Origin of the sequence: Parabacteroides sp. AF14-59 (assembly GCF_003479515.1) — a bacterium.
Lineage (GTDB): Bacteria > Bacteroidota > Bacteroidia > Bacteroidales > Tannerellaceae > Parabacteroides > Parabacteroides faecis.
Genome location: NZ_QUHH01000044.1, coordinates 1 through 13,372 on the forward strand (window position 1 = coordinate 1; position 13,372 = coordinate 13,372).

The window sequence follows — 13,372 nt, forward strand, 5'->3', positions numbered from 1 at the left end:
GAAACTACCAGAGTCTTTGCAGAACTACGCGAGCTATTAAATTATTGATTAATAGCATGTTATGTATTTATATATTATTTGTTTATTAATATGGAAAATACATTTGTTAGAGATTTATTATTAAACTGAAAGTGTATTTTCGTGTTGATTATCAGCGAATTGATATACTATTGAAATTAGATATAATAAATCGGGTAGAATTTGATATTAAAATATAAACACTCAAATTCTACCCGATATACAAGGTTTTCTAACTGTTTAACAAAGTGGGAAAGTTATTTGAATTCCATCAAAAATTTGCGGATCGGGATCTGTTTTATTCCTTCATGTGAAATCCCCTCTATTTCATCCATTGTAATAACCATCTTAGGATAATTGTCCTTTATTGCTAAGAGGTTTCCAAATTCACGCTCATAAGTTTTAGGATCCATTACAGAGTAGGCAACTTGTATATATATTTTTTCTCCATCTTTCACACCAACAAAGTCTATTTCTTTATCTCCATCCCTTCCTACCGATAAAGTGTAGCCATTGACAAGAAGATGATGGCATACAATATTCTCTAATACTTGTGCTATATCGTTTGCTCTGAAAGGACGGATCGCATGTCGAATCCCCAAATCTTCAAAATAATATTTTTCTCCGATTTGAAACTGACGTTTTCCCTGGATATCCGACGGACGTAACCTTTTTACAAAGTAAGCATTATTCAGATAATTCAAGTATTCTAATATGGTTTTAGGAGGCAAATCGACACGTTGAGATTTAAGGTATTCACTTATTTTATTGGCTGAAAACAAATTACCAATCGTATCAGCCAAATATATTGTTAAATCCTGCAACTGTCTGACATTCCTTATATTATATCTATTTACTACATCCTTAAGTATAATTGTGTCATAAATACTTCGTAAATAATCCGAAACCAATAATTCATTAAAAGGTAGATTTATTAAATAGGGTAAACCTCCAAACTTATAAAACTTAGTGAAAGAATCGGAACTATCTTCCAACTTATGAAACAGTAAGAACTCTTTATAAGTCAAACTATATATTTTAAATTCGATGTACCGACCGCTTAAATAGGTTGCCAATTCACTTGAAAGCATATTAGCATTACTTCCAGTACAATATATATCATAACTTCCTTCTGCAAAGAAATGTCGCAGTGCTTTCTCAAAACTCGCAATATCCTGTACCTCATCAATAAACAAAAAACATTTATTGTTCGGATCATTACGTTTCTGTGTTACATAATTTATCAGATCTGCATAGTCTTTTAAGCTGTCGAATTCAAACAATTCTTTATTAATATAGATTATATCCGAAAGCGGGTATGAGATGCGTATATAATCCATTAATTGGAAAAGAAGAAAACTTTTTCCAACACGACGTTGGCCGGTCAGAACTTTTATCATCTGTGTATTGACAAATGGTTTGATACGATCAAGATATAAATCTCTATTATAGAACTCCGGAGTTTTCATTTTTTATTACTTATAAGTAAAACCAAAAGCAAATATAGTGCTTTTATTTCTTATAAGAAATAGATACTACTTGTAATTAAAGTTATTTGGTTATCTGATATCCTTCACTGAGTAGGGGGAACATGCTTGGGCGAACAAAAAAAGAAGGCATCCCGGAGGACACCTTCTTTTCTATAATATTGCAAATTCTAATTAGTCAACAACTCCATCAGTCAGACCTGCACCTTCACCACTCTGTGGTAATGTACCTTCATTATTATTGTCTGATTCCGAAATACCGTTGTTTGCATTAATTTCATTACGCGGGATACGCATCAGCAACCAACCGTTGTTGGCAGCCAAATTAAATTTGAATCCATCCGGGAAGTTACTCTCGACACGATTGTTGAAACGAACAACATTTTTCTGAAGACGTAGGATATCAAATAAAGCAAATCCTTCTCCCCACAATTCAACACGGCGCTGCATCCATACTTCATCCTGGAATCCTGTAGCAGAAGTAGCTTTGCTTGTATAAGACGGATCACGATAATTCTTTACGAAATCTTCCAGAATACGTTTTCCACCACCGAGATCTCCGCTCATAGCTTTGGCTTCAGCCTGGATCAGGATCATTTCTTCTGCACGCATCATACACCAGTCACCGGCATTGATGTTATTCCCCAAAATACCCTGATAAGCACCAAACTTAACGTTTGTATAAGGAAGATATGCCATTTTTACATCAGGAACTACCAACGGTCCGATAGGTTGTCCATCGTAGCCTCTCCAAGATACATTTTTCAGGTTCGGAGAATCCAGTTTTTCATCTACCCACCATCCTTTTCTTACATCCGTATCCGGTATCTTCGTATAAAGCAGCGTATTGATCATTTTATAACATCCAACACCACAAGAATATGAATCACCAGAGAAAGAAGAAATCACAGAAGGCCATGAAGGATAAGCATCCGGCATATTGGTCGGAGTCAGAATCAATGCCCACATCCAGTTATGGTCATTAGAATCAACGAACCCCGGTTTGCTTACTTCATCACGGCTATAAGGTGTATATCCGCCTAATGCATTTGTTGCATCTTCATAAGCAGCAGCCCAGTTTTGCATAACCAGATTTGCACGAGCGCGAAGTCCATAAGCCACATTCTGATCGATCTCGTTTTTAGACTTTCTGTTGTATCCTTCCAACAAAGGAATTGCTGTATTCAGGTCGTCCATGATCAAGTCATATACTTCTTGAACAGATGCACGCGGATTATTCAACAGATCACCTTCTACCTTATCTGTTACAATCGGAACAGCCGGCTTACTTTCATTTCCTTTATAAGTGAACTGATACTGCTGAACCAGTGTCAGATAATCAAATGCACGGGTTGCGATAGCTTGTGCCTTATAGTAATTAAGTGTTTTATCCGTATTATCTTCCGGGATAGTGGCGATAATATCGTTAGCCATTTTAATCTGGTTGTAAATCATAGCCCAACGCATATTCGGATTTGCATAATTATATATTCTATCCGCATATTCACTGGCAACGGAGAACCAGTTATATCCACTGGCATCACTCACCATGTCCGCTCCATTCAAATCCAGCGACAAACAAGCTGCCGGATAACCGAAGTCGTCATCACGTGGATTATCTTCACCATACACACAATACTGTTTACCGATTGAAAAGTACATACCGCTCAAATCGGCTGCTACACGTTCGGGAATTGCTTCCGCTATTTCCTGTTTCTGGTCAGAAGTAGAATTTCCGCCTTCGGGTTGTGTATCCAGATCTGTACAAGAGGCAGTTGCCAAAACCAGTCCCGGAATTAATATCCATGATTTATTTATAAATTTCATAATCTTCATCTTTTTTGTTTACAATAAATTAGAATGTAACACTGATACCTCCTGACAAACTACGGAGTGCAGAATATTTTGCACCTACGGCATCATCATTACCGAAGTATGCAACACCTAAGTTCTGGCGAGCATCAAGACCTTTTCTGGAAGCGATAAGTGCCACGTTATCTCCAGAGAAGAAGATACGCAAGTTATTTACCATAAATTTAGTTGTCCATTTTTTCGGGAATGTATATCCAACCATCACGCTATTCAAGCTCAAATAGTTAGAACTCTGAAGGAATCGCGAAGACAAATCCTGATTTCTCTTATCTGCACTGCTGATACGAGGGATATTGCTGCCTTTATTGGTTTCACTCCATGCATTCAAAATATCTTTGTGCCAGTTAGTACCTGCTGTATTTGCCTCACCACTGTGCATCAACTGTTGGTAAGAATAGTCATACACTTTACCACCCAATTGATAAGACAATCCTACAGAAACGTCAAATCCGCGATATTGAACAGAAGTACCGAAACCTCCGTATATCTTAGGCAAAGTAGAACCTAAATCTGATTGCTTGGCAGCACTGAAATCATCAGTAGTAGTCATGTCTCCATTATCCGGATCTACATAATATAAAGCCTTACCTGTTTCAGGATCAACGCCTGCATCTTTAACCAAATATGCGTTATACAAAGAACCTCCGACATTACGGATAGTTACAGAACTCTTAATACCGCCATTATTCTTTGCTGTCTCTGCCAGATCAAGAATCTTGTTCTTATAATGAGTCATGTTCAGATTGAATGACCATGTTAAATCTTTCGTTCTGATAATATCAGCATTCAAATCTAATTCAACACCTGCATTTCTCATAGAACCAACATTCATCGGGATCGTTGAATAACCTAATGAAATAGGCACCGGCTGGTTGTAAAGCAAATCGACTGTCTTACGGCTGAAATATTCGAAACTACCGCTCAATCTTTCTTTGAACAAGGTAAATTCAAGACCGGCATTAAAACTATATGAAGTTTCCCAGGTTATATCCTTATTACCTTTGTAAGTAAATGATGTTGCAAAATCACCAGCACTGTTAGATACAGTATACTGATCTAAATAAGCATAATAGTTAGGAGTAATACCATCTGTAAGCAACAAGTTGTCATTACCTTGTACACCGTAACTGGCTTTTATCTTCAACAAGTCGATCCATGTAGCATCCAGATCCTTGAAGAACTCTTCCTTGTTCATCAACCACGCAGCACCAACACTACCGAAGTTACCCCAACGGTGATCCGGGTGGAAACGTGAAGAAGCATCGCGACGATAAGAAGCAGAAGCAAAATACTTTCCATCATAGTCATACTGAACACGAGCCAGAATACCGAGTGTAGAATAAGTATCCGTAGAGGAACTAACAGTCGGAGGTGTTTGGATAGCATTGCTAAGTTCACCAATGAACGGGTTATAAAGTTTTTTGTTTGAACCTTCCATTTTCTGGATTTTCAGATTATAAGATTCATAACCTACCAATGCGTCGATATTATGTGAACCGAAACTTTGCTTATAAGTAAGCAAATATTGCTGGTTCAAACCGATATTTCTTTCATTCTTAACATTTACATAACCTTCAGAACCAACAGCTCCACCATAAAAAGGATTGTTCAGGATAGAACTTCTCTGGTTACTTGAGTTTACACCGACATTTGCTGTAAACTGCAAGCCTTTATACAAATCAACGATTGCGTAAAATTTAGTATTCAAGACATCTGTATATGCATGGAATTTATCCAGTTCCAAAGTTACGCCCGGATTAGCCATAGGCATGAAAGGACGAACCTGACCTGTAGAGTTACCAAAGTCATAAACAGTATAACCGCGGTTATCCACCTTTATGCTGCCGTCATTATTTCTTACATAGATCGGATAAACCGGAGCAATCAGGTCGGTAATATAGAAAAGGTTACCAGATGAACCCCATTTGTCCTGAGCATCCGGAGCCTTACTGTCATAATATGTATAAGCCATATTTGCACCAATCTTCAACCAGCTCTTTGCCTGGTAGTCTACTTTTGAACGGCCTGTATAACGAGTAAAACCTGAACCGGAAATAATACCTGCATCATCCAGATAACCTAAAGAGAAATAATAATTGATCTTTTCAGAAGCACCTGATACTGTTGCGTTATATTCCTGACGTAAATTTCCTTTATTAAAAGTATTATCATACCAGTCATCCGGTGTATAATAATAAGAACCATCACTGTAACCTAATGTTGCATTAGGATTGATACGACCGTCTGTACCGATAAAATCTTCTCCGTTAGGAGTAGTATAAACCTGATATCCTACTCCACCATTGTCTGAAGAGAAAATATTCTTCAATGCATAAGCACGAGCATCCGCAGCACTTCCTCCGGCATAAGCTTTGCTGTTATACAGAGCCTTGTATGCTGTTTCATAATACATGGCAGGGTCTTTCATTACATTATATTGAGGTACGGCACGTGAATTGCTACCCCATTTTGCATCGACAGTTACCACTGCTTCTCTGGCAGTACCTTTTTTAGTTGTAATCAATACAACACCATTTGCACCACGTGCTCCGTAGATTGCACTGGCAGAAGCATCTTTCAGTACACTCATCGATTCGATATCGTTCGGGTTGATCGCTGCAATATCACCATCATAAGGAACGCCGTCAACTACATATAAAGGAGAACTGCTAGAACTCATAGAACCAATACCACGGATACGGATAGTAGCTGCTTTTCCCGGTTGTCCGTTTGCACTCACACCCTGTACACCGGCTACCTGACCAGCCAAAGCATTTGTAACGTTTGCAACCTGGCGTTCTGCAATCTTTTCTGCTTTCATTGTAGATGCAGATCCTGTGAACGCTGATTTCTTTGCCGTACCGTAAGCTACGACCATTACTTCTTCCAAAGCCTGTGAACTGGACTCCAGTAGTACCCGCATTTTAGGCTTAATTGCCAATTCTTGGGTTTCCATACCTACATATGAAATTACCAGAGTCTTTGCAGAACTACGTTTGTGCATAATATATTGATAATCAGCACATTATAATTTATGCGTAAATCTCTGTAAATCCAATAAATACCCTATCCAAATAGCTTAAACTAATGGATTATTTTTTATATCGATTGAAATCTAACTTATGATAATTTGTACTGAAAAAAGACAGTAGAATTTGAGTAGCTAATTTACATACTCAAATTCTACCTAAAGTGGGGTGTTTATCGTAGTGAACCAGTATAAATATTTTTTATCCAATATTCAAAAACAGGATCCTGAAGTTCGGTTATATTTCCGGGTAGAATGTCTATTAAATCTTTTTCCAAAGTCGCCTTTCTTAGATTTTTTATATTTGCAGAAGTTCCCAGTTTATATTTTGTAAGAACATCTTTCGACGAGAAATTTGTGACACCATCTGCTACCGCCAATAGAAAATTAATTTGCTTGGATGTTAATGTGTCTATTATATTGGCAAACAGAAGGCTTAACTGACCAGTCAGACTTAAGAATGCTTCATCGAGAATACTGTCGGTACACTTTTTTTCTGTACGTAACCAAACTTGTTGGCTTAACTGCTGAACATAATATGGATGATCTTTTACCCTGGCTGCTATTTGATTACATAATTCTTTTGAAATTTCTTTTCCGGTATCGGAAAAGCGACTGGAAATAAATGAAATCCAATCTTCCCTTCCTATCTTGTGAAGAAATAAAATATCCCCGAATTTATAGAATGGCATGCTATAGTCATTAAAAATATCCAGTAACATATGCCGTTTACTCCCGTAAAGACAATAACAGACAGAAGTTTGTTTCTGCCAATGAGCGCGCAGTTTACGTTGGAAAGCCAAAGAATCTTCGTATTCATTGATATTTTGGAATTCATCGATACAGACAATGATTTTTTTCCCGGTATCATTCGCTATGACTTGCGGTAAATCCAATATTTCATCATATCCCATCTTATTATCCTTAAAACTTATTCCGAATGAAAACTCATAGGTTTGACTACTGTCTGATACTGAAATAAGCGGAGCCATTTTTCCTAAATATTTTTTTACACCGGATACAAATTCTTCCCAGGCAGAGGTTGAAACTTTTAGCAATGCATTGGCAAAAGCAACATAAAATTCTTCTTCTGTCCGGCAGTTAAATATATCCACCTGACAAATAATAAAATCCCTACTTGAACTTTGAAGAATTTGTGCCGTCTTACTTACCAAAGAAGTTTTTCCCCAACGGCGTGGAGAAATAATGACGGTATTAACCAAGCCATTGAAATTTTGGGTAAGCAACTTAACCTCTTGTACCCTGTCTGTAAAATTATCTTTGTCGGCTATGCGGCCATACACAAAAGGAGTATTCATAACTTTTATCTATTTTTCGATTGAAACAAAGGTAATTAAAACAGATGTAACCAACAAATTTGAAATCAATCGATTTCAAATTTGTTGGTTACATCCATCTTTTTACGTTAAAATATTTACCCGGACACCTTTTTTTCTAATTATCAATTTGTCACTACCTTACCGGGTAAATCGGATTAATATACCGGGTAAATGAAAATACCCTGGCGACTAATATTTTTTAACATATCTATTTAATGCGTAAAGACCCAAAAAAATATCTTCTTGTCAATATGAGATTTACTCCCAACCTGCATTTTGCTGCTTCGATAAAGTCGGATTTCTTAAAATATCGTTTAACGGAATAGGCCAGATAAAACGTTTATCAGTATAAGGAATAAACTTTTTGCTGGAACTATACCATTCAGATTTAACCTCTCCGTTTACAACGAATGCACCTACACCCTTGCTGTTGTTGTATTCAATTTTAGCAGGGATACCACCGGAAGGGAATAGATCATCATTTGCAAGACGATGAATATCTTCCCAACGACGGCCTTCACCATGAAATTCAATACGACGTTCCCAAAGAATAGCTTCTAACAGTGCTTTGGTATCAGCGAAATCCGAAGCCTTATAACTTTCCTGTGCAGGATTTGCCAATGATCTGTCGCGCACTTCATTCAACTTTTCAAGAGCTAACGTCTTATTGTTGCTACGTGCTGCAGCTTCAGCCTCATTCAGAAGCACTTCTGAATAACGGAGAATCGGGGCCCATGCATCCTGAGAAGTAGGATCCTGATATTTATCACAGTAATAATATTTATCAGATTCACGGTATAGTAGCAAGTTACGACGCTTGTCGTCTTTTGTCCAGTATTTGGAGTTATAAACGGTAGGAGATGAAGTTATAATAGCACGTCCTCCATTACGACCCGACATCATCTGACCTAAAGAACCGTTGACATCCGGATTGTCTTCCGTACTATTTTCGATCGAGAAAACAGATTCTTTGTTATCGGCACTTGAAGTAAATGGAGTAACCGGATCTGTTTCCAGTTGGAAACGTCCGCCTTCCAGTTTTTCAGCTTCTTCAATAACTTTAGCCCAATCCCGCATATGTAGATAAACACGGGTCTTTAAAGCGATAGCTGCCCCTTTGGACGCGCGGGATATTTTGCCCGCTGTGATAACATCCGGCAATAATTGTTCTGCATCATCCAGATCTTTAAGGATTTGCGCATATGTTTCGGCAACTGTCGAACGGCCAATCTGTAATGCTTCCTGAATAGCTTCCGGTGTATTAATTGCCGTAGTATACAGAGGCATACCATAATTATTATTCCCATCCACATTGTAAGGAAGTGCATAATGAATCATTAAATTATGGTATGTCAAGGCACGTAAAAACAGACATTCGCCTTTATATTGATTGGCTGTCGCTTCATCGAGTATGCCATTGCTACCGGCATATTCCTGACCTGCATACACTGTATTGTAACGGTTTATAGCCTCAAAAGAGGTTTCCCACATAGCGACATTATTCGCTGTAGATAAATTGTAGGTCGCTGAATAGGTGTAATCGTAAAATACGGCCGTCAGGTTCATATCTTCACCTCTCATTTCTCCTTGTTGTATACTGGCAGCCCCGAATGGATAACCACGCTGCCAACCATTGTCAGAATTGATATACATACCACACTGGGCAGCATCATAAGCACCGATCATAGATAACTCGCATCGTGCCGGAGTACCGTAAGCTGTCAAATCGGAGAATTTATCAACCGGAGACAGATCCACCACATCGCTTTCGCAAGCAGTGAATAAGGGTAGCGAAATTAAGGCTGCGCCTAATGCTACAACTGATATATTTTTATATAGTTTTCTATTTAGCATAATTGTAATTTTTCTACTGATTTATATTCTTAGAATGTGACATTTGCTCCAAAAGTAAACGAACGCTGCTGAGGCATACCATTCCAGTCTACGCCCAAACGAGTGTTAGTTTCCGGATCCAAACCTGAGTATCCTGTGATAGTGAATAAGTTCTGAGCCTGTGCATACACACGGATCTTGGTTATGTTTATTGCCGATAAAACAGATTTCGGCAAAGTATATCCCAAAGCCAGGTTGGACAGTTTCAGGTAATTTCCTTTTTCAACGAAGTGAGAATCGGTGAAGCCGTCATTGAACAAGACAGACTGGTCATTGTAACCGATTCTTGGAGTCATACCATCACCCGTTTCTGTAGGAGATACCCATCTGCCCAAAATTTCCTTACCATTATTAGCAAATTCCATATTCATCAAAGCACTCTGGCGAGAGGCGTTCATGATTTTATTACCACCAGAGAAACGAAGGAATATATTCAAATCGAAATCTTTATAGGTGATCGTATTGTTCCATCCGCCATACCAAGTAGGCATAGAAGAACCTAAGATTTTACGGTCGCTGGATCCCAAAGAGGATGATTTTGACACGTCTTTAGGGTTGGACGGATCATATTCGACATAATCATACGAACCGAATGTATCGAACTGCACCAGGCTGCCATCCGCTTTTCTCCAGATAGGGTTACCGTTTTCCATATTGACACCGTAATAGTCGTATCCGTATAGTGAACGATAAGATTCACCTTCACGGATAATTGTATAATTATCAATGATATCCGTTCCACCATACAATGACTTAACAGTATTTTTTACAGTAGAGAAGTTCAACTCAGAACGCCAGTTCCAGTCTTTCGTTGAGATAACTGTACCGCTTACGGTCAACTCAAATCCGGAGTTTTTGATTTTACCGATATTATCATAATATGAGTTGTAAGGAATACCCATTGTCGGAGGAGTCGGAACTTCCAATACAAGGTCTTTTGAATTCTTTTGCCAATAAGCCAATTCGAATGTCAGGCGGTTGTTGAAGAAAGAACCATCCAGACCCAAGTCAAACGTTTCAGTCGTTTCCCATTTCAGGTTGTTATTACCCATACGGTTCCAGGCTACACCGGATTGTGAGCCGTATAGTTTTGCACCATAAGTTCCCAGGTATGGGAAGTTATTTCCCAGATCGGAATTACCTAATGTAGCGTAGCTAGCACGGATACGCAAATCGTTGAACCATTCGTTCACCTGAGCGTCTTTCCAGAAATTCTCACGAGATAAACGCCATGCAACGGAAGCTCCCCAGAATGTTCCCCAACGAGTATCTTCCGGTAAGCTGGATAATCCGTCGTAACGGATAGATGCACCCGCATAATATTTACTATCATAATTATAGTTTGCGCGGAACATATAAGAAGCAAGTCCGTTAAATGTTTTGTATCCGCCGATATCTTTTATACCAAAAGTATTGGAGATAATATGGTCTGTAAAGAACCTGTCAGACAACTGCTGAACGGCAGCATCTGTATATTCATACTCACTGTGAGTGTATTCCTGAACAGCTGTTGCGCTTAAATTATGCACATCATTAAATGAACGATTAAAATTCAGGATATTCTGCCAGTTCCAGTTTTCATACGTTGTGTTTACTTCTTCAAGCAAACCTTTACGTCCGTAACCGTCACCTGATTCAGAGTCCCAATACATAAAGTCTTTTACATTAGAGATATCGAGACCTCCCTGAGTTTTCAGTGTAAGTCCGTCCATAATAGTGATTTCAGCCCAACCACCACCGATGACACGTGTATTGGTAGAGCGGTTTACATTATTATCCAATGCCCAGACAATGTTTTGAATACCATTATCAATATAAGAAAGGTTATTACCACGTCCCAATGTTTTGCGGCTTTCCTTATCGATATTATATCCGGTCGGATCAGTCGGATCGAAAACGGCCACATTCGGAAGCATACGAACTCCGGCAAAACCTACACCACCCAGTGAGTTCTCCGAATTTGATATACCATTCAATTTTGTGCGGCTCATCTGGCCATTCAAACCAATACGTAACCATTTTGTTGCCTGCTGGGTCAAATCGGCTTTCAAAGTCAGACGATTCATATCATTTGAACGAACAATACCTTCCTGCTCTGTAAACCCGAAAGATACATAATACTGACTTTTATCTGTACCACCGCTGGCTGCAACGTTGTGATTATGCTGGAAACCGGTCTGGAAGATATAATCGTTCCACTTTGTATCAGGATCTGAAGCATTATAAACCGCTTGTCCTTTCTCTTCCCAGTTCTCTAATTTTTCATTAGCAATCATGACAAAATCTTTTGCACCCAAAAGATCATGTAATTTAGCAGCACTGGCTGCACTTACATATCCGTCATAGGTCACTTTAGCACGTCCTTTTGTTCCTTTTTTGGTAGTGATCAAAACAACGCCATTGGCAGCACGCGAACCATAAATAGCTGTAGCAGCACCGTCTTTCAATATTTCAACAGATTCAATGTCGTTCGGATTTATATCCGACATGGCATTGAATGATGCATACAACTGTCCCAAACCTGTTTTACCATCTCCATTGTCTCCGGTAGCAATAGGCATACCATCTACGATGAACAGAGGCTGAGAGCTGGAGCTGATGGTACTCATACCACGAACTTTAAACTGAGGCCCGGCACCAAGTACCCCGCTAGGAGTGGTTACTTGAACCCCGGCGGCACGTCCTGCCAACTGGGTATCAAATGAGGATGCCACCAGGTTACTGAGGGTTTCTCCTCCAACTTTCGCAATAGAGCTTGTTACGTCTTTTTTGCGTTGAGTTCCATACCCTACAACGACAACTTCGTCAAGATTTTGAGTATCAGATTTTAATTTGATATGAACCACAGGAGAGACAGAGAGCTCTTGAGTTTCCATACCTACGTATGATACAATCAGAGTCTTTGCAGAACTCGGCGAATACCTCTTACACGAATGTAAAATCAAGGGAAGAAGACTTAATATTAATTATCTAAAAGATATATCGGTATCTTTTTTATACTTTTCTATCCAACTAATATATAATTCATAATAGTATGAAACACTCCTGATAAAGAGATTTTATTATGTCTTGTTAGATACATTTTTTCACACATAAACAATCTTCTCTGTTTTTATAGAAACACATTAGATTTCATCAAACCATCTCTAAACGAACTTATGAATAAAAAATAAGATTACTTTTTCTACCCAAATGGAACCTGTCACTTTTCAGGCCAAATAAATCTTAGTCTAAATGTGAAAATGGCCTGGTTAAAAATAGGTAATTTTAAAACGTCTATTTAGATGAAATGTGAAAATAAAAACGAGAAATTTCTCTTCAAAGTGCCATTTTTCATGCTACTTTGTTAATTAACAGTCTGTTTTTGGTAAATTCCTGTTACTTTTTTAGTGTTATAATAAATTTATTATTACATTTGCGGCTTCTCTGATATGTTTTATAATAGGTTTTAGGCGAATTCTATATAATATAGTACAAATTAGTTATCTTATAGTTAAATAAAAAAGTGTGTCTATGAAGAAGTTGACTTATCTTCTGTTTTGCCTGTTTTTAGGCATTGGATTGGCGACTGCTCAGACGACGAAAGTAACAGGTACTGTTATTTCGGCGGATGATAATGAGCCAATCATTGGTGCATCGATTGTTGTTAAAGGTACAATGGTCGGCACAGTTACTGATTTTGATGGTGCGTTCTCTTTGGATGTACCAAGTTCTGCAAAGACTCTGGTAGTTTC

Annotated in this window: 6 protein-coding genes and 1 pseudogene; 1 reads left to right on the forward strand and 6 read right to left on the reverse strand. The window is 38.3% G+C overall.

Annotated features, from left to right (window positions below):
- Positions 1-275: 275 nt before the first annotated feature.
- From DWW23_RS25835 to DWW23_RS25860, 6 genes and pseudogenes are all read right to left on the reverse strand, one after another.
- On the reverse strand, positions 276-1,487 hold the full coding sequence (locus tag DWW23_RS25835; protein WP_122357340.1) for an ATP-binding protein: 1,212 nt from the start codon (positions 1,485-1,487) through the stop codon (positions 276-278).
- Between the two features lie 192 nt (positions 1,488-1,679).
- The gene (locus DWW23_RS25840) at positions 1,680-3,332 is read right to left on the reverse strand and encodes a RagB/SusD family nutrient uptake outer membrane protein (protein ID WP_122357344.1); all 1,653 of its coding nucleotides are present in this window, start codon (positions 3,330-3,332) and stop codon (positions 1,680-1,682) included.
- Between the two features lie 28 nt (positions 3,333-3,360).
- Positions 3,361-6,381 carry a TonB-dependent receptor gene (locus DWW23_RS25845; protein ID WP_122357341.1) on the reverse strand — a complete coding sequence of 1,007 codons (3,021 nt, stop codon included), beginning with the start codon at positions 6,379-6,381 and terminating at the stop codon, positions 3,361-3,363.
- A 197-nt stretch (positions 6,382-6,578) separates the two neighbouring features.
- Positions 6,579-7,724, reverse strand: a complete 1,146-nt coding sequence (locus DWW23_RS25850; RefSeq protein ID WP_122357342.1) for an ATP-binding protein — start codon at positions 7,722-7,724, stop codon at positions 6,579-6,581.
- A 279-nt stretch (positions 7,725-8,003) separates the two neighbouring features.
- The gene (locus tag DWW23_RS25855) at positions 8,004-9,599 is read right to left on the reverse strand and encodes a RagB/SusD family nutrient uptake outer membrane protein (RefSeq protein WP_122357343.1); all 1,596 of its coding nucleotides are present in this window, start codon (positions 9,597-9,599) and stop codon (positions 8,004-8,006) included.
- A 29-nt stretch (positions 9,600-9,628) separates the two neighbouring features.
- Positions 9,629-12,553, reverse strand: a pseudogene (locus DWW23_RS25860) (SusC/RagA family TonB-linked outer membrane protein); the annotation flags it as partial.
- A gap of 598 nt (positions 12,554-13,151) precedes the next feature.
- On the opposite strand from DWW23_RS25860, the gene DWW23_RS25865 reads away from it, so the two are divergent.
- Positions 13,152-13,372, forward strand: a 221-nt coding sequence (locus DWW23_RS25865) for a carboxypeptidase-like regulatory domain-containing protein (protein ID WP_147382652.1), incomplete at its 3' end; no start/stop codon positions are given.

Excerpts from the sequence above, each read along its gene's own strand:
- DWW23_RS25835 (WP_122357340.1), bottom strand. The coding sequence starts at position 1,487 with ATGAAAACTCCGGAGTTCTATAATAGAGATTTATATCTTGATCGTATC.
- DWW23_RS25840 (WP_122357344.1), bottom strand. The coding sequence starts at position 3,332 with ATGAAATTTATAAATAAATCATGGATATTAATTCCGGGACTGGTTTTG.
- DWW23_RS25845 (WP_122357341.1), bottom strand. The coding sequence starts at position 6,381 with ATGCACAAACGTAGTTCTGCAAAGACTCTGGTAATTTCATATGTAGGT.
- DWW23_RS25850 (WP_122357342.1), bottom strand. The coding sequence starts at position 7,724 with ATGAATACTCCTTTTGTGTATGGCCGCATAGCCGACAAAGATAATTTT.
- DWW23_RS25855 (WP_122357343.1), bottom strand. The coding sequence starts at position 9,599 with ATGCTAAATAGAAAACTATATAAAAATATATCAGTTGTAGCATTAGGC.